The following is an 18,645-nucleotide window of genomic DNA, read 5'->3' as shown; positions in this document are numbered from 1 at the left end:
CCGATAAACAAGGCGAATTTCTTCGCAAAACATATGTGTAGATATCAGCGCTGATTGGCACCGTTCTGTCAGCGCTAAGTGACACCGATCACGAGGGTGCTGCGTGCAGCTTCCACCACGTCGTCAGTGATCGCGTTCAGGCCGTTGATCCTCAGGATGCGCTCGATCTGAACGAACAGCCGGTGGAGCAGACGGAAGTTGCCGCCCGTGATCCGCACGATGGTGGCGACCGCCTGCGCGTCGGTGAAGTCCGCTTCGTCCATCGCGAGTCCGAGGTCGCGCCAGCGCCGCGTGAGGACAAAGGTCAGCTCCTGATCCTGCAAGGGCCGGTACTGGTGGGCGAAGCCGACACGGCTGAAAAGCTGTGCGTATCGCTCCATGCGCTTTTCGATGCCCGGCATCCCGATCAGGATAAGGCCGATGCCCTGCCGGTCGAACAGGTCACGCAGATATTCCAGCCCCGTGTTGGACAGGCGGTCGGCTTCATCGACGATCAGCAGTTCGACGAAATGCTTCCGGGGCGAAACGACGATCTGATCCTTGGGCCGGACATGCTGATCGATACAGATATCGACCCGATCGATGAGGCGGGGCAGGTCCTGACGAAGCTCGCGCAGCGTGCTGCCGACTGTCGGCGTATAGAACACGGCACGCGCACGGGCGAGGTCGGCATATATCTTGAGATCGGACGCCTGCCGCGCACCCCAGGTCATGAGCAGATCGACTGCGCCGTCCCAGCGCGCGTAGCGTCGCGCGGAAAGGGTTTTGCCGACGCCGGCCGTGCCGTGACACAAGCCAATGTAGCGGTGCTTGCGGACGGCGTTGGCAAACTCGGTGAAGCGGCGATGTTCCTGCGTCGAGATGAAGCTGGTGGCGCGAGCGCTGCCGTCTGCCATCACTCGCCCTCGTAATAGGTGCGGAGACGCGGCTTGCTCCGTGTCACCTCGGGGGACGTGGCAGGCGTGGGTTTTGGCGTTGAGGCGCGCACCGAGCCGGAACCCAGCGGGCGCAAGATCGCGGGCAGATAGTCCGCAACGCGGGCCTTCCGCTCTCCGATCTCGCTCCGCAGGCGACGACGATAGGCGATGCGGGCGGCTTGCACGTCCTTGAGAGTGATACTCAGGCCGGCATGGTCGGGGCTGACGGCCCGGCACAGAAAGACGTTGCGATGGAATATCCGAACCTCGCCTACGTCGCGAGGATCGTAGCGGATCGTCACCGGCTCGCCGACATAGGCGGCGAGCGTAGGGTTGAAGTATCGCAGCCCCTCGAAACGGATGCCGTCGCGGTGGACGATGCGCGGCTTGGCGACCATGACCAGCAGCGCGTCCAGTTCCTCCAGCGTTTCCGGCATCCGGGACAGCCAGCCATCGCCGCGCCACGCATCGACGGGCGGTACGCCGATCGCCCTGTGCGGGCGGACGTTATAGGTCGCCACGATGTATGTGCCGATCGCAGCGTCCAGTTCGGGAAGCGTCAGGCGCGGGGGCGATACCGGTTTGCCGTTACGAAGATTGCCCGGCAGTTCCGCCAACAGTTCGGTGTTGATGGTGCGGAACAGCCGCTCGATCTTGCCGCGCCCCTGTGGACGCGCGACGGCAGAGTAGATCAGGCGGATACGCAGATCGGCCGCAGCCTGTTCGAGATGAAGGCTGGTGAAGTCCGATCCGTGATCGACGTACAGGACGTCGGGAATGCCGCATACCGGCCAGGTCGGATCGGCCTTGCGCCAAATCGCCTGTCGCAGCGCGAGCGACGTGTTGAGCGCGGAGGGCGCGCCGAGGAAAACCATGTAGCCTGCTATCACGCGCGAGTGATCGTCCAGCACCGTCGTCAGCCACGGCCGCACCGGGCGACCGCCGGCATCGAGGATCAGGATATCGAGCTGGGTGTGATCGGCTTGCCAGATCGCATTGGGGTGTTCGGCGCGGTGCCGATGCACCAACTCGAACTTGTCGCGGAAGGCGGCAGCACCTTCATGTGCCAAGGTCAGCATCGCCGGATCGATCCGCCGCACGATATCGCGCACGCTGCCATAGGACGGCATTCGCCATTGCCGTTCGCCGACGATGGCGGCGAGACGGCGATGGATGGTCACGATCGATGGCGGCGGTTTGAGCAGCGCCATGCCCTCGATCAGTTCGACTAGTTCTTTCGGGAAGGTACGCTTGCCGGCTTCGGGTCGGGTAGGACGCGCCAGCCCCGCCGGACCATCGGCGCGGTAGCGGGCGAGCCAGCGGCGAGCGGTGCGGAGCGAGATGCCGGCGTCGGTCGCGGCTTGGTCCAGCGGCACCGCATCATGGAGGTGCCGACGGAGCACAGCCATCCGTGGCGCGACTTCGGCACTTCCCGATTCCGACTTACGATCATCGGTCATGGTGATCTGCCCCGTCCGAAAGAGGATCGTTCAGCGGACGGTCGCCAGCTGACCTGTCGAGGCACGGGAAACCGCCAAAAGCCGAGTCTCATATAGATGGTACTATATCTTTTGCGTTGAGGGACCCCTTTACGTTACAGATTTCACCATGACACACACGCTGATCGGCTACGCCCGATGCTCCACCGACAAACAGGACCTTGCCGCCCAACAGGACGCGCTGGTCAAACTCGGCGTCGCGGCCAATCGCATCTACACCGACAAGGGCTTTACCGGGACGAACCGGACCCGCCCCGGTCTGGATCAGGCGCTCGCGGCGGTCCGAAGCGGCGACACGCTGGTGGTGCCCAAGCTCGACCGTCTTGCGCGGTCGGTGCCCGACGCGCGCGCGATCGGCGACGACCTCGCCATGCGGGGCGTAAAGCTACAGCTCGGGGCCAGTGTCCACGATCCGTCCGACCCGATGGGCAAGCTGTTCTTCAACATCCTCGCCACCTTCGCCGAGTTCGAGGCCGACCTGATCCGGATGCGGACCCGCGAAGGCATGGTGGTCGCACGTTCGAAAGGGAAGCTGCGCGGCAAGAAGCCCAAGCTGTCGGATCGCCAGCAGAAGGAGTTGCGCCGCATGTACGACACCGACGACTATTCGATCAGCGATCTCGCCGAGGTGTTCTCGATATCGCGGCCAACCGTGTATCGGACGCTTGGACGCCAATCTTCCGCGCCTGCGGCAAAGCCGGCGTGATCCTACCACGACCGCGCCTAGGTGTTGGCCCCATCGATAGAAGCTATGAGTATAAAGGGGCATCAGTGATCCGCAGAATGTTGGCGTCACCGTTAGCCGGGACGGCTCTGGGGTTGCTGTGCAGCCCTGCGTTCGCCGCCAACAGGCCTGGGGATGGATTCGAGGTAGCGAGCTACAGGCTCGCGCTTACCCCGGACATCGAGAACAGGACCGTCGCGGGACGTGAGAAGATCACGCTACGCGCGACGGTGGATGGCGTCCGGCGGCTGAATTTCTCCGCCAACACTCTCGGCATCGACAGTGCAACCCTCGATGGCGTGGCGCTCGCTCATACTGTGGAAGGCGATGTGCTCGGCTTCGATCTGCCCCGGCCGCTCCGGCGTGGACGCACGGTCAAGCTGGAGTTGTCCTATCATGGCCGCCCTGCACGTGGGTTCGCCGGCTCGGCGACGACGCTCTACACCAGCTATTTTGCCTGCGACTGGATGGTGTGTTCCCAGAACAAGTTCGGCGAGAAAGCGGCCTTCTCGCTCGATCTGCGTGTTCCGGCCGGGATGACCAGCCTGTCAGTCGGCAACATGATCGTGCGGCGACCGGGAGCGGACGGCAGCGAGATCCATACCTGGAAAGCGCCTCGGCCCTACTCGGCCTATCTTTACGGCTTTGCGGTGGGTCGACTCACGCGGGTCAGCGAACGGGTCGGATCAAAAAGGCTCACCTATCTGAGCAACACTGCCGACGCGGGCGAGCTGAAACGACGCTTGGCAGGGACAAAGGATATGGTCGCCTTTCTCTCCGCCAAGGCGGGCATGCCGCTTCCGGTTGCCGACTACAGCCAGCTTCTGGTCGAAGGCGATGAGGCGCAGGAGGCGGCGACATACTCCGTCCTCGGCAGCGATGCGCTGCCGAGGCAGCCAGATGATCCGTCGCAGGATTGGGCCATCGTACACGAACTTACCCATCAATGGTGGGGCAACCTGATCACATGCGAAACCCTCAAGGACTTCTGGCTGAACGAGGGCATCACGACATTCATGACGGCCGCATGGAAGCAGCATCGCTACGGTCGCGCCGCGTATGAAGCCGAACTCAATGAAGCCAGAAGCCGGTTTGAAAAGGCGCGAGCGATGGGTTTTGACAAGCCGCTGGCTTGGAACGGCACCTACCCGACATTGGGCGTCCGACGCGCGATCCAATACAGCAAGGGCGCGCTGTTCATGGCGCAGCTCCGGGTCACGCTCGGCGATGCCGCGTTCTGGTCTGGCCTGCGCCGCTACACCCGTGACCATGCGGGCGGCACGGTCACCAGCATAGACCTAAAGCGGGCGATGGAGGAAGCGAGCGGCCGGGACTTGCGTCCGCTGTTCGCCGAATGGGTGTTCGGCGAGGGCCTTTCGGAAGGGCAGTCGCAATAGCTTGGCCGTGATGACATTTACCGCTGACAGAACCATGCCAATTAGCTCTGACATCCACAGGCAGGGTGGTGTCGTTTTCAGAAGACGGCTGCACTGAACGTCAGAAGCCGACTGCACTATAGCAGCGGAGGGGTTGGATCCATCAGGCAACGACGGGCTGCTGCCGGCCATCAGCGGACGCAGGGAGGACTTTCCGCAACCGGCCGTTCGATGCGGCACCGATGGCCTTCGCGCAGGGGTAGTGAATCCGCCAGGATTGACTTGCGCTGCCCTACCTCTCACTAGTGAGGGGCGGCAGCGCATCAAGCGGTGAGCGCACTCCGGCACCGCCAACTTTCAGCACATGCGTGTAAATCATCGTCGTAGAGACGTCGGAATGGCCGAGCAGATCCTGCACGGTTCGAATGTCGTAACCGCTGCGGAGCAAGGCCGTCGCGAACGAGTGGCGGAGGGTGTGCGGTGTGGCGGGCTTCGTGATGCCTGCTTGTTCTACGGCACGTTTGAAGGCGCGCTGAAAGGTCTGGTCATACATGTGATGGCGACGCACGACACCGCTCCGTGGATCGGTCGAATGCGTGTGCTGCGCAAAAACCCAGAACCACGGCCAGGAATGCCCGGCGCGCGGATACTTCCGCTCAAGGGCGTCGGGAAGCGCAACGCCGCTGCGGCCCTCGGCCTGGTCCTTCAGCCACCATGCCCGTGCACGCGACAGCTGCTCGCGCAGGCTGGGTGCCAAGCTCTCGGGTAACATCAAGGCCCGATCCTTGGAGCCCTTGCCCTCCCGCACGATGATCGTGCCGTGATCGAAATCCAGATCCTTGACCCGCAGTTGCAAACCCTCACTGATCCGCATGCCCGTTCCATACAGAAGCTGGGCGAACAAACGATGCTCGCCTTCCAGAAAACCGAGGATGCGAACCACTTCATCCGGGGTCAGCACCACCGGCAAGCGCCGCGACGGCCGAGGTCTTCCGATCTCCTGAAGCCAGGGCAGATCCGTGCACAGCACCTTGCCGTAGAAGAACAGCAAGGCCGCCAATGCCTGACGATGCGTGGAGACCGAAACCTTGCGCTCGTTCGCCAGCCAGGACAGAAATGCCTCGACTTCGCTGCTGCCCAAGGTTGCCGGGTGACGCACACCGTGGAAACGGATGAAGGCACGAACCCAGTGGACATAAGCCTGTTCGGTTCGTAAGCTGTAATGCAAGTAGCGTATGCGCTCACGCAACTGGTCCAGAACCTTGACCGAACGCAGCGGTGGTAACGGCGCAGTGGCGGTTTTCATGGCTTGTTATGACTGTTTTTTTGTACAGTCTATGCCTCGGGCATCCAAGCAGCAAGCGCGTTACGCCGTGGGTCGATGTTTGATGTTATGGAGCAGCAACGATGTTACGCAGCAGGGTGACGGTGTTCGGCATTCTGAATCTCACCGAGGACTCCTTCTTCGATGAGAGCCGGCGGCTAGACCCCGCCGGCGCTGTCACCGCGGCGATCGAAATGCTGCGAGTCGGATCAGACGTCGTGGATGTCGGACCGGCCGCCAGCCATCCGGACGCGAGGCCTGTATCGCCGGCCGATGAGATCAGACGTATTGCGCCGCTCTTAGACGCCCTGTCCGATCAGATGCACCGTGTTTCAATCGACAGCTTCCAACCGGAAACCCAGCGCTATGCGCTCAAGCGCGGCGTGGGCTACCTGAACGATATCCAAGGATTTCCTGACCCTGCGCTCTATCCCGATATTGCTGAGGCGGACTGCAGGCTGGTGGTTATGCACTCAGCGCAGCGGGATGGCATCGCCACCCGCACCGGTCACCTTCGACCCGAAGACGCGCTCGACGAGATTGTGCGGTTCTTCGAGGCGCGGGTTTCCGCCTTGCGACGGAGCGGGGTCGCTGCCGACCGGCTCATCCTCGATCCGGGGATGGGATTTTTCTTGAGCCCCGCACCGGAAACATCGCTGCACGTGCTGTCGAACCTTCAAAAGCTGAAGTCGGCGTTGGGGCTTCCGCTATTGGTCTCGGTGTCGCGGAAATCCTTCTTGGGCGCCACCGTTGGCCTTCCTGTAAAGGATCTGGGTCCAGCGAGCCTTGCGGCGGAACTTCACGCGATCGGCAATGGCGCTGACTACGTCCGCACCCACGCGCCTGGAGATCTGCGAAGCGCAATCACCTTCTCGGAAACCCTCGCGAAATTTCGCAGTCGCGACGCCAGAGACCGAGGGTTAGATCATGCCTAGCATTCACCTTCCGGCCGCCCGCTAGCGGACCCTGGTCAGGTTCCGCGAAGGTGGGCGCAGACATGCTGGGCTCGTCAGGATCAAACTGCACTATGAGGCGGCGGTTCATACCGCGCCAGGGGAGCGAATGGACAGCGAGGAGCCTCCGAACGTTCGGGTCGCCTGCTCGGGTGATATCGACGAGGTTGTGCGGCTGATGCACGACGCTGCGGCGTGGATGTCCGCCAAGGGAACGCCCGCCTGGGACGTCGCGCGGATCGACCGGACATTCGCGGAGACCTTCGTCCTGAGATCCGAGCTCCTAGTCGCGAGTTGCAGCGACGGCATCGTCGGCTGTTGCACCTTGTCGGCCGAGGATCCCGAGTTCTGGCCCGACGCCCTCAAGGGGGAGGCCGCATATCTGCACAAGCTCGCGGTGCGACGGACACATGCGGGCCGGGGTGTCAGCTCCGCGCTGATCGAGGCTTGCCGCCATGCCGCGCGAACGCAGGGGTGCGCCAAGCTGCGGCTCGACTGCCACCCGAACCTGCGTGGCCTATACGAGCGGCTCGGATTCACCCACGTCGACACTTTCAATCCCGGCTGGGATCCAACCTTCATCGCAGAACGCCTAGAACTCGAAATCTAACGTCCGTTCGGGCATCGAGGTCCATGTCGGGGTGGGACGGGCCCGTGGCTTCAAGATCACTTGCAGTCCGACCGCGATGTCTTGGTTGCGCGAGAGGTTGTCGATATCCTCCACTTCCATCATCAACCCTGGATAATGCCGCCGCCGTCATCGCCGCCGACGCCCGTGCCGGGCTTTTCGGGCCTGTCAGGCTTGCTCGGCCTTCAGCCTGCCTGGGCGAGATCTCCGGCGGACGGATTAACGGCGGAGCTTCGCCGCCTTTCGTGCGTGTGAAGGCCGAAGATAGTTCTCTCAAAAACATCCGTTTATGAGAGATACCAAATGTCATTTTCAGAAGACGACTGCACCAGTTGATTGGGCGTAATGGCTGTTGTGCAGCCAGCTCCTGACAGTTCAATATCAGAAGTGATCTGCACCAATCTCGACTATGCTCAATACTCGTGTGGGCTCTGTTGCAAAAATCGTGAAGCTTGAGCATGCTTGGCGGAGATTGGACGGACGGAACGATGACGGATTTCAAGTGGCGCCATTTCCAGGGTGATGTGATCCTGTGGGCGGTGCGCTGGTATTGTCGCTATCCGATCAGCTATCGCGACCTTGAGGAAATGCTGGCGGAACGCGGCATTTCGGTCGACCATACGACGATCTATCGCTGGGTCCAGTGCTACGCCCCGGAGATGGAGAAGCGGCTGCGCTGGTTCTGGCGGCGTGGCTTTGATCCGAGCTGGCGCCTGGATGAAACCTACGTCAAGGTGCGGGGCAAGTGGACCTACCTGTACCGGGCAGTCGACAAGCGGGGCGACACGATCGATTTCTACCTGTCGCCGACCCGCAGCGCCAAGGCAGCGAAGCGGTTCCTGGGCAAGGCCCTGCGAGGCCTGAAGCACTGGGAAAAGCCTGCCACGCTCAATACCGACAAAGCGCCGAGCTATGGTGCAGCGATCACCGAATTGAAGCGCGAAGGAAAGCTGGACCGGGAGACGGCCCACCGGCAGGTGAAGTATCTCAATAACGTGATCGAGGCCGATCACGGAAAGCTCAAGATACTGATCAAGCCGGTGCGCGGTTTCAAATCGATCCCCACGGCCTATGCCACGATCAAGGGATTCGAAGTCATGCGAGCCCTGCGCAAAGGACAGGCTCGCCCCTGGTGCCTGCAGCCCGGCATCAGGGGCGAGGTGCGCCTTGTGGAGAGAGCTTTTGGCATTGGGCCCTCGGCGCTGACGGAGGCCATGGGCATGCTCAACCACCATTTCGCAGCAGCCGCCTGATCGGCGCAGAGCGACAGCCTACCTCTGACTGCCGCCAATCTTTGCAACAGAGCCATTAAAAGATGCTTTGCGCTGCGCGCGCCTCCGGTCGGGCTCCGCCCTCCCTACGCCGCGCGCAGCGCAAAGGCGCGTGTCCGATCAACCTTGCGCCATCGTGAAAGGGGGTCCCTTTTGCGCGCCGATAGGGGGTCCCGTTTGCACGCCGATTGACACGTCACCACCTTCTCGTCGAACAGATTTTCGCCCCGCGCCGTCAGCGCGACGCCATGGCCCAGCGGCAAGCGCGCGAGCGCATCCACGGTCAGCGCCCTGGGCAGTGTGTCGATCTGAAGATCATCCTCATATTGGCTCGACACATAATGGACCGACGCGGAGAGCGTCGGCCCCTGCGCCGGCGTCCAGGCCAGCGTCGCGCTGGCGCTGTTGCGCGGCGTCTGCGCGGGCGCGAAGCCGTCGAACGCCTTGCCTGGCGCATCGACCTCGCTGTGGCTGTAGGCATAGGAGGCCGACAGGCCGAAATCGCCCAGACGCGCGCTGGCCGTAAGTTCGATCCCCTTGGCGACGATGCGGTTAACATTCTGGCGCTGGCGGGTGTTGGTGCCGATGGTGACATTGGCGATCGCATCGTCCAGCCGGTTGTAGAAGGCGGTCGCGCCCAGGGTCACGCCGGGCAGCGGGGTCAGGTCGAAGCCCGCCTCCACGCCCTTCAGGCGCTCGGGCTTCAGCGCCGCGTTCGCCTGCGTCGTGATCGGGAAGACCACGAATGGCCGGTACAGCTCGTTCAGCGTCGGCAGGCGAAAGCCGGTATAGCCCGCCCCGCGCAGCGCGAGCGCGCCGCTCAGGCGCAGGATCGCGCCCGCCCGCCCCGAAAACTGCCAGTCGGACCGGTTGGCGTAATCGGTCGCTGTCACTGCACCGGTGCTGGCGTTGGCCTGATGATAGAAGCCGTCGCTGATCGTCCAGTGATCCGCCCGCACGCCGCCGGTCAACACCAGGCCTTCTAGCGTCCAGTCGTCCTCGGCGAACAGGCCGGTCGTCACCTGCTGCCCACCGGCATGGCGGCGGAAGGTGACGGGATTGCTGGCGATATTGGCGTCATAGGCGTCCTCATACATGTCGCCCAGCGCGAAGCGCGTATCCGCGCCCAGCCGCAGTACATGATCCGACCCGACCGGCGGGCGGATCTCGATCTTGCCGCCAAGCCCCATGGACGGCGTGTTGCGCTGGTCGAGCGACTTGCGGAAGGTGGAGGCGGAGATCACGATATTGGAAAAGTTGCGCGCCTGGATATAGGCGAGCGCATCAACCTGCCAATCGCCGCGCGAGATGAAGCGAACACTGGCGTCCTGCCCTTCGTTCGCGGAGTCCGCGCCCTTGAACCGCAGCGTCCTGTCGTCCTGAAAGATCGTGGCGCGGAACTGCAATTCGGACGTCACGGAGAGCGGCGCGACCGCGCGTAAATTGGTGGACCAGCTATCATAGGCGGCGGGCACGGTCGCCGCGACGCGCTGCGACTTTGGCGTGGTCTGGAAGCCGTTCCCCCGGTCCCAGCGCCCCGACAGCGAAACATAGCCGCCGCCTAGGTCCGGCGTGACGCTGGCCGACATCTCGGCGGCGTCATGGCTGCCATAGAAGGCGCTGGCAGCGAAATCCGGCAACTGGTCGCGCGTGGCGCTGGCCAGCTCGATCGTGCCGGCGACAGCGCCCGCGCCGAACGCACCCGACCCGCCGCCGCGCGTCACCCGCACAACGGACAGACGGTCCGGAACCAGCGCGGAGAAAGGAATATAGCCAAAGAAGGGATCGGCCACGGGCACGCCGTCCAGCAACACCAGCGTCCGGCTGGATGCATTGCCACCCAGCGCCCGCAGGGTCGCGCCCTGGTTGGACGGGTTCGACGCCCGGCTGTCCGACCGACGAAACTGCTGGGAGCCGGCGACGTTGGCCAGCACATTCTCCAGCCGGCCCGACGCATTGTCGAGCAGCCGTTGCCGGTCGATCGCCACCGATCCATAGGCGGGCGTACCGGGTGGCAGGCCCAGCCCCTGTCCCGTTACGATGATCGAAGGTGCATCGGCGCCTGCATCATCGGGGGGCTGCGCCAGCACTCCGGATGGCACCAGCAGAAGTATCAGCAGCAGATAGTCTTTCATGATGCGTCCACGCCCTCTGGAGTTTGGAGCTTTCGTTGATTGGGCCATCGCGCGTCGCACGCATGTGCCGACGCCGCGGAAACCCGGGCTTAACAGAGCTGAGTTAGATCACAGCATGCGCCGGCATGAGATGAGCAGGATATCACTCAACATTGCCCGAGCAAGTCGCAGATGCAGATCAAATCTACGTAATGATTCTCATTTATCTGTTTCGCGCAAATAACCGAAAAACCTTGCGGTAAGGCTAATGCGCAACCAACTAACACGTCATGGAGAGTTAAAATATGGTCTTAACGCCCTGCACTTCGATATTATACTTACGCATCTTACGATAAAGCGTCGGCCGGCCGACCCCCAATTGACGAGCCGTAGCGGCAATATTTCCCGCACATTGATGGAGCGCCATTAATACCGCATCCCGCTCCGTTCGTTCGAGCGAAGCCACCTCGCGCCCCACATTCGAACGAGTTTGCCTCATCTCCTCTGGAAGATGCCTTGGCGCGATCAGCGCGCTCCCGGCAGCGAGCGCGATGGCCCGACGAAGAATGAGGCTCAGTTGGCGGATGTTCCCGGGCCATGCGAAGGACCGCAGACATTCCAGTGCGTCATCCGAGAGGGAAAGTGTCAAACGATCGCCGATTTCGCGATCGACGATTTGTCCTATGAGTTCCGACAAATCCGCTCGCTCGCGTAAGGGGGGCAAGGTGACGCAGAGTCCATCAATGCGGTAGTAAAGGTCTTCCCGAAATTCGCCCGTGGCGACGAGCGCCTTGAGGTCACGATGGGTCGCACAGACCAGAGAGATATCGATCGGCCTGTCCTTCGATCCGCCCACCGGCATGACGGCCCGCTCCTGCAGAACCCGCAGAAGACGAGCCTGTAGCGAGAGCGGCATGTCCCCGATCTCATCCAGGAAGAGTGTTCCACCATGGGCCTGCTCAAATTTACCCGGAGCGCCTCCCCGGCGAGCGCCGGTAAACGCCCCTTCCACATATCCGAACAATTCGGCCTCGATCAGTCCGTCGGGAATGGACGCACAATTTACCGGCACGAACGGCCCGTTTCGCCGCGGCCCTGAGGCGTGCAGCTCCCGCGCAAGAACCTCCTTTCCAGTTCCCGTCTCGCCGGTTAGGAGAACAGGAATATCACGAGCGAACGCCAGCTTCGCGTCGCCAATGGTGTCCAGCAGGGCGGGATCGGAACAGAACATGTCAGAAGAGGCATGAGACGAACGCTTGCCCGAGGGCGGCGGCAAGAGCGCCTTACCAACCCGCATAACGTCATCTGCATGGCGGGCGAGACTGAGGTGGACGCGGATGCCGGCCGGCGTGTCTGTCACGATCGGTTCGGCATTGCGGCCGCTAAGCTCGTCAACCGCACGCGCAAAAGGCAGGTCGAACATGTGATCGAACTCTGTCGCCGAACGCGTATGCCCAAGCAGCTTGCGCGCGATCTGGTTCCCACCGAGCAATTGCCCATGTTCCGAGAAAGCGAGAACGGCAGCCAAGGGCGTGCGAAGCAGGTCAGGGTGATAATGTAACGAGACGTGCAGAGCGCCCGGAAGGTCAAGCAGCATATGATTTTCTATGGCTCGGGCGGCAACCCGCAACGCCTCGCAAACTGATGACAGATCCCTGCCGCTGCGGCAGGTGGCATTCAAGACGCCGATCAGGTCCCCGTTAACGTCGAACAGAGGAACGGCCGCGCAAGAATAGCCATGAATCTCGTCAAGGAAATGCTCGTTGGCGTGGACAATAAAGGGTTTCTGTTCCACGAGCGCGCATCCCGGCGCTCCGGTGCCGATCGCACTTTCGCTGAGGGAAACCCCGTTCCGGAAAAGACTCTCCAGTTCGCGGCACGGCCCTTCGGCGTCGCCGATCGAGCAAATGACAAATCCGCTGACGTCAAGGCAGGCCAGCACCCAATCCTGCGTGTGAAACGCTTTGTAAAGCCGTGTCATCTCCGGCATCGCATAGCGAATGAGCCGTTCACCCCTTTCTGTGGCGATCCGGCGTTCGCCAGGCGCCGCCATGTCGAACAACCTCTTGTCGGACGCGCTCAAACCCAGGCGTCTTGATCGCTCCCAGGAACGCGTGATCGGCTCGGGCACCCACTGCGACACGATACTCTCGCCCGAGAAGAAAAGATCTCGTGCCCTCCTTGTCTGGCGGACCTGTTCCAGATTCATGGATTGCCTCTCGTACCGTTGTCTTTCCGAACGGTGGGGTGCCCGGCGCCTGGACCGGACGGCGCTGATCCCTCTCTCCATTCGAACATCTTTATCGCCCGTCATGCTAGCTTGTTCGACGGACGCGAACAACCATCTCTCCTTCTCTGGAAGATCCGATCGTGCCGAAACAGATCGATGCCTGGCGATCACAAAAATGGTCGGCCAGGCGACACATGCGCCTGGCCGACCATAGTGGCTCAAGGGGAGAGGAATACTCAAGCCACCAAGCCCAGTTCAGCTTCCATCGTCTTGCGCATCTCGAACTTCTGCGCCTTGCCCGTGACCGTCATAGCGAAGCCCTCGACGATGCGGACATAGCGGGGAACCTTGTAGTGGGCGATCTTACCCCGGCAGTGGGCAATCACATCGTCGGCGCTCAGCCGATGGCCGGCTCGCGCTATGACCCATGCGCAGACTTCCTCACCAAATTTAGCGTCGCTGACGCCAAAGACCTGCACATCGACGATCAACGGGTGGCCAAGCAGGAATTCCTCGAGCTCGCGCGGATAGATATTCTCGCCGCCCCGGATGATCATGTCCTTGATGCGGCCGGTAATGCGAACATAGCCCCGCTCATCCATCACCGCGAGATCGCCCGAGTGCATCCATCCTTCCGCGTCGATGGCATCGTCGGTCTTTTCCGGATCGTTCCAATATCCCTGCATCACCGCATATCCGCGCGAGCAATATTCGCCCTGTTGGTTCACCTGCAATGTCTCGCCGTTCAACCCTACGATCTTTGCTTCGGCATGAGGGTGGACGCGGCCCACCGTCGCCACTCGCTCTGCGACGGGATCGTCTATCGACGTCTGCGTCGTCAGGGGACTGGTTTCGGTCATGCCATAGCCGATAGTCACCTCGCGCATGTTCAACCGATCCATGATCTGCTCCATCATGGCCGCCGGGCAAGGGGCGCCCGCCATGATCCCGGTGCGCAAGGACGAGACGTCGAACTGATCGAGGTCCGGATGGTTGAGGATCGTGATCAGCATGGTCGGCACTCCGTAAAGCGCCGTACAACGTTCATCTCGCACCGCCTCAAGTGTCATCCGCGCATCATAAGCCTCTCCGGGGTAGATCATCGCAGCCCCGCTCGTCACGGATGCAAGATTACCCAGGACCATGCCGAAGCAATGATAGAGCGGAACCGGAATGCAGATGCGGTCCTTGACGGTGAGATTGATGGTTTGTCCCGAAAAATAACCATTGTTGAGAATGTTGCGATGCGTAAGCGTTGCCCCCTTTGGAAAACCCGTCGTGCCGCTGGTGAATTGTATGTTGATGGCATCGTCCGGTCGCAGACTTTCCGATGCCGCGCCCAGCAGCAGGGGATCCGCCGACACGCGCAGTTGCTCCCAAGGAATGAAACCGTCATGTGCCTGCTCACCAAGCGAAATCACCAGGCGAAGGTCAGGTAAACTACGCGTCCCGATCTCGCGTAGCATGGCGATGTAGTTACTGCTTTTGAAGGCAGATGCCGTCACCAGCACGCTGCAGCCGACCTTTGCGAGCGCATACTCGATTTCGCTGACACGATAGGCAGGATTGATGTTTACCAGGATCGCGCCGATCTTGGCGGTCGCGAATTGAATCACGGTCCATTCGGCGCAATTGGGCGCCCAGATGCCGACCCGATCGCCGCGACGCACCCCATGATCGAGCAGTCCGCACGCGACCCGTTCCGCTTCGCGGTTCAGTTCCTGCCAGCTCCAGCATATATTCTGATGCCGGGAAACCAATGCCAGTTCACTCCCCCAGCGCCGGGCAGCCACCGATAGGGCTTCTCCCAGCGTCATCTCCAGCAGCGGAACATCAGCCGCGCCTTTCGCAATTGAGAGCACGGTCACCTCTTGATGTTGATCACTTGGAGCTGCGTATATTCGGCGAGGCCCTCGACGGACTGCTCGACACCCAGGCCGGAATTTTTGAAGCCGGCCATGGGGATGTGCGGGCCGATCGCGATATGCTGGTTGACCCACATCTGACCGCTTTCGATACGCTCGGCGATCGCCGCGGCGCGCTCGACATCTTTCGACCAGATGGATCCACCCAGGCCGTATTCGGAGGAATTGACGCAGCGTACCACGTCGTCCACATCCGAGAAGGCGATGACCGGCAATATGGGTCCGAATTGCTCTTCATCCACGATCGTATGGCCGTCGCTGATATCCCGGACGATGGTCGGTTGGATGAAATAGCCGGCTCGCTCCATGGCTTCGCCACCGGCGATGATCTTGCCGTCGCGCCGGGCCGCCTCCAGGAATCCCTTCACCTTTTCAAATTGCGCGCGGTTCTGGATCGGACCGATATTCGTTCCCTGCTTCAGTCCGTCATCGACGACGGCTTCCTGCGCCAGCCTTGCCAATTCGTCGCACATCGCCTCGTAGATCGATTCATGCACATAGGCCCGCTTCACCGCCAGGCAGACCTGTCCGCAGTTGAGGAACGCGCCGTTGAAGATCGCCAGCGCCGTCTCACGCACATCGACATCCTCCAGCACGATGGCCGGATCGTTGCCGCCCAGCTCGAGCGTGACGCGCTTGAGCGTATCAGCGCTGCTCGCCGCGATCCGCTTGCCGGTGGCGGTCGAACCCGTGAAGCCAATTTTGGCGACATCCGGATGGGCGGTGAGATGCGGCCCCAGGTCATTATCGTCGGTGATGATGTTGACCACGCCCGCCGGGAAGATGTCTCGGCACAGCGCGCCTAATGCAAGGGCGGTGACGGGCGTGGTAGGGGCCGGCTTCAAGATGATGCTGTTTCCCGCCAGCACGGCGGGACCGATCTTCCAGCAGGCGACGAGCAGCGGGAAGTTCCATGCGATGATCCCGACGACCACGCCTAGCGGCCGATGCTTGACGACGATATGGGCCTGCTCATCGTCCTGTATGACCCGGTCGGGAAGCTCGAGAGTGGCGTAGTGCCGGAGATATCCTTCCGTCCACGCAACTTCCCCCTGGGCCTCGGCAAAGGGCTTGCCCTGTTCTTGCACCAGCAGGCGCGCGAGATTGTCGCCATCGGCCGCGATGGCATCGGCAAGCTCGATGAGCTTGGCCTGGCGCTGCGCGAAGGGCGTCTCGGCCCAGCCGGGATAGGCTGCCTTGGCGGCTTTGATGGCTTCGTCGGCCTGAGCCGCTGAAGCGCGCGGCACGGTCACGAACGCTTCGCCGAGTGCGGGGTTGATGACCTCGAGCGTGCCATCGCCCTCCACGAGTTGGCCCCCAATCAGCAACTTATAATCAGACATGCTTGTCTCCAGCCACATACGTGGGAAAATCGAATATGCAGGGCATCCAGAGCGCCCCATGGTCGCCGGTCTTCAGTCCTGACCGGCGCAAGCGTTTGTCGCCGCCTTTTCACAAAGGATCGGATGACCGGCGGCGGGCGCCGAAACCGCCGGTCATCCTCTCTAAGCGAGCCTATTTTTTCGGTTTTGCGCTCGCGGCAGGTTGTCCGCGCACAGAATCTGCAGTGCCTTGAATGAACGCCTTGAGCTTCTTGACGTCCTCTGCGGTAAGCTTGCCCTTGAAATCGGGCATACCCTGCTCGGCCATCGCACCTTCGAAAACGAACGCTTCAAGATTGGCGATCGCCTCGCGGGGCGCATAACCCAGGTTGGGCAAATTGCCTCCCTTGTCGACGCCAGGAACGCCATGGCAGAACAGACAGTTGCTGACGTAGAGTGCGCCTCCAGGAGCGACGTCCTTCTTGTCATAGGGCACGCCCGAGAGCAGTTCCCCCTGCTCATATTTTCCGAACTGCGGCAACGGCGCCTTGCCGCCGATGACGAAGGTGTAGACCGTACCAGGCGAACTGCGGTCGGTAGCGCGCTGGGACTCACCGAAAACACCGCCCCAACCCACCGCAATCGAGACATACTGCTTGCCATCGATCTGGTAGGTGATCGGAGCCGCGATGACGCCACTGCCTACCGGCGACTCCCACATTTTATGGCCGTTGCGCGCATCATAGGCTACGAAATGCCCATCTGCGGTTCCTTGGAACACCAGATTCCCCGCTGTGGTCAGCGTGCCACCATTCCACGGCGAAACTTGTTCCTGACTCCAGACTTGCTTCTGGCGCACCGGGTCCCATGCGATCAGGCGACCGAAGGGTTTGGCCTTCGTCGCCGCGCCTCCCAGCAAACTGCCTGTGTTCCAACCGATGCCGCTCATGGGCTGGCCTGGAATGTTGGAGCGATATTTCCATTTCGGATCGTCCGCCAGCGAAAGCGGCACATGCTGCGCGGGAATGAACGCCAGCCCCAAAGCCGGATTGAACGACATGGAATGCCAGTTGTGCCCGCCAAAAGGACCGGGAATGATCTCATAGGGCGTGGCCGAGCGGACGCCGGGCAATTCGATAGGCCTGCCCGCCTTGTCATAGCCCGAGGCCCAGTTCACCGGCACGAAATTCTTCGCGGAGATGAATTTGCCGTTTGTCCGATCGATGACGAAGAAGAAGCCGTTCTTGGGCGCATGCAGGATCACTTTGCGCGGCGCGCCGTCGACCGTCATGTCGGCCAGGATCATATCCTGCGTCGACGTGTAATCCCAGTTGTCCCCCGGCGTCTCCTGATAGTGCCAGACATATTCGCCGGTATCAGGATTGAGCGCGACGATCGATCCGAGATAGAGATTGTCGCCGCCCTTGGGACTGCGGCGATTGCGCGACCAAGGCGCCCCGTTTCCGACGCCGATATACATGAGATTGAGCTGCGGATCGAACGCCATGCTGTTCCAGACGGTGCCGCCACCGCCCGCCTCCCAATAGCGTCCGCTGGGGTCCCAGGTCTTGGCGGCGGCTTCCATCGCCTTGTTCTCAAACGGCTTCGATGGATCTCCCGGGACCGTGAACCAGCGCCAGAGCTTCTTGCCCGACGACGCATCATAGGCGGTGATATAGCCACGCAACCCCAGCTCCGCGCCACCGTTACCAATGATGACCTTGCCCTTGTACACACGCGGCGCGCCGGTGATGGTGGCTGGCGAGTCCGGCGATAGTCTGGTGTCCTCTTCCCACAATTTGGCGCCGGACGCCGCATCAAGCGCGATGAGACGACCATCGAAGGCTCCGACGAAGACTTTTCCCTCATAGACGGCCACGCCCCGGTTCACGACGTCACAGCACCCCTTGCCGCCCGCGCTGCGCGGCACTTGCGGATCGAACGTCCACAACTGCTTCCCCGTCCGTACATTGATTGCATGCACGACGCTCCAGGATGCTGTCACGTACATGATCCCGTCCACAACAAGCGGCGTTGCCTCTACGCCGCGGGTCGAGCCCAGATCATAGGTCCAGGCCAAACCCAGTCGGGCGACATTGTCAGTGGATATCTGGGACAGCTTGCTGAAGCGCGTTTCCGAATAGTCGAGGCCGTAGCTGGGCCATTCCTCGGAAGTCGCAGCGTTCTTGACAATAAAGTCACCGTTAATTTTCCCGGCGATTTTCGAGGTATCGACGGGTGCCCGGTTGCTCGCTTCGTTCGACCGCGAGCAACCACTCAGTGTCGTACCCAGCAAGAGGAAGCCCGCCCCCACAAGGGCCATTCGCCCCGGCTTTCCCCGCCCGAAAAAGATGATCGACAT

At 61.8% G+C, this 18,645-nt stretch carries 13 protein-coding genes and 1 pseudogene; 6 read left to right on the top strand and 8 right to left on the bottom strand.

Features of this window, described 5'->3' with window-relative positions:
• Window positions 1-74: 74 nt before the first annotated feature.
• Window positions 75-896 carry an AAA family ATPase gene (locus ACZ2HM_RS23055; protein WP_042853443.1) on the bottom strand — a complete coding sequence of 274 codons (822 nt, stop codon included), beginning with the start codon at window positions 894-896 and terminating at the stop codon, window positions 75-77.
• Window positions 896-2,377, bottom strand: coding sequence for a Mu transposase C-terminal domain-containing protein (locus ACZ2HM_RS23050; RefSeq protein ID WP_053085608.1), 1,482 nt, complete (start codon window positions 2,375-2,377; stop codon window positions 896-898). The genes ACZ2HM_RS23055 and ACZ2HM_RS23050 overlap by 1 nt, the downstream gene beginning before the upstream one ends.
• Window positions 2,378-2,525: 148 nt before the next feature.
• Between ACZ2HM_RS23050 and ACZ2HM_RS23045 the strand changes: the two genes are divergently transcribed.
• Window positions 2,526-3,122, top strand: coding sequence for a recombinase family protein (locus ACZ2HM_RS23045; RefSeq protein ID WP_048575153.1), 597 nt, complete (start codon window positions 2,526-2,528; stop codon window positions 3,120-3,122).
• A gap of 65 nt (window positions 3,123-3,187) precedes the next feature.
• The gene (locus tag ACZ2HM_RS23040) at window positions 3,188-4,537 is read left to right on the top strand and encodes a M1 family metallopeptidase (RefSeq protein ID WP_223811145.1); all 1,350 of its coding nucleotides are present in this window, start codon (window positions 3,188-3,190) and stop codon (window positions 4,535-4,537) included.
• Window positions 4,538-4,808: 271 nt separating this feature from the next.
• Here ACZ2HM_RS23040 and intI1 read toward each other — a convergent pair whose 3' ends face one another.
• A complete protein-coding gene (intI1, locus tag ACZ2HM_RS23035; RefSeq protein WP_000845048.1) occupies window positions 4,809-5,822 on the bottom strand; it encodes a class 1 integron integrase IntI1 in 1,014 nt (337 codons plus the stop codon).
• Window positions 5,823-5,923: 101 nt separating this feature from the next.
• Between intI1 and sul1 the strand changes: the two genes are divergently transcribed.
• The 4 genes and pseudogenes from sul1 to ACZ2HM_RS23015 all read left to right on the top strand — a co-directional run bounded on the left by sul1 (window position 5,924) and on the right by ACZ2HM_RS23015 (window position 8,674).
• Window positions 5,924-6,775: a sulfonamide-resistant dihydropteroate synthase Sul1 gene (gene sul1 / locus ACZ2HM_RS23030; protein WP_000946487.1), complete on the top strand. Its 852-nt coding sequence runs from the start codon at window positions 5,924-5,926 to the stop codon at window positions 6,773-6,775.
• 127 nt (window positions 6,776-6,902) lie between these two features.
• Window positions 6,903-7,403, top strand: coding sequence for a GNAT family N-acetyltransferase (locus ACZ2HM_RS23025; protein ID WP_000376623.1), 501 nt, complete (start codon window positions 6,903-6,905; stop codon window positions 7,401-7,403).
• Window positions 7,404-7,723: 320 nt separating this feature from the next.
• A pseudogene (locus ACZ2HM_RS23020) lies at window positions 7,724-7,792 on the top strand (hypothetical protein); the annotation flags it as partial.
• 117 nt (window positions 7,793-7,909) lie between these two features.
• Window positions 7,910-8,674, top strand: a complete 765-nt coding sequence (locus tag ACZ2HM_RS23015; protein WP_001389365.1) for an IS6-like element IS6100 family transposase — start codon at window positions 7,910-7,912, stop codon at window positions 8,672-8,674.
• Between the two features lie 104 nt (window positions 8,675-8,778).
• On the opposite strand, the gene ACZ2HM_RS23010 is transcribed toward ACZ2HM_RS23015, so the two are convergent.
• From ACZ2HM_RS23010 to ACZ2HM_RS22990, 5 genes are all read right to left on the bottom strand, one after another.
• Window positions 8,779-10,827, bottom strand: coding sequence for a TonB-dependent receptor (locus ACZ2HM_RS23010; RefSeq protein WP_011950404.1), 2,049 nt, complete (start codon window positions 10,825-10,827; stop codon window positions 8,779-8,781).
• Window positions 10,828-11,104: 277 nt separating this feature from the next.
• Complete coding sequence (locus ACZ2HM_RS23005; RefSeq protein WP_030540404.1) at window positions 11,105-13,015, bottom strand: sigma-54-dependent Fis family transcriptional regulator; 1,911 nt, start codon at window positions 13,013-13,015, stop codon at window positions 11,105-11,107.
• 257 nt (window positions 13,016-13,272) lie between these two features.
• Complete coding sequence (locus ACZ2HM_RS23000) at window positions 13,273-14,853, bottom strand: AMP-binding protein (RefSeq protein WP_049771327.1); 1,581 nt, start codon at window positions 14,851-14,853, stop codon at window positions 13,273-13,275.
• Window positions 14,854-14,900: 47 nt separating this feature from the next.
• On the bottom strand, window positions 14,901-16,304 hold the full coding sequence (locus ACZ2HM_RS22995) for an aldehyde dehydrogenase family protein (RefSeq protein ID WP_011950407.1): 1,404 nt from the start codon (window positions 16,302-16,304) through the stop codon (window positions 14,901-14,903).
• A 172-nt stretch (window positions 16,305-16,476) separates the two neighbouring features.
• Window positions 16,477-18,645, bottom strand: a complete 2,169-nt coding sequence (locus ACZ2HM_RS22990; protein ID WP_107917704.1) for a PQQ-dependent dehydrogenase, methanol/ethanol family — start codon at window positions 18,643-18,645, stop codon at window positions 16,477-16,479.

Source organism: Sphingobium sp. KKT206, assembly GCF_055640555.1.
The sequence above is the reverse complement of the archived record's forward strand: the minus strand, read 5'-3'. Positions and strand labels throughout refer to the sequence as shown.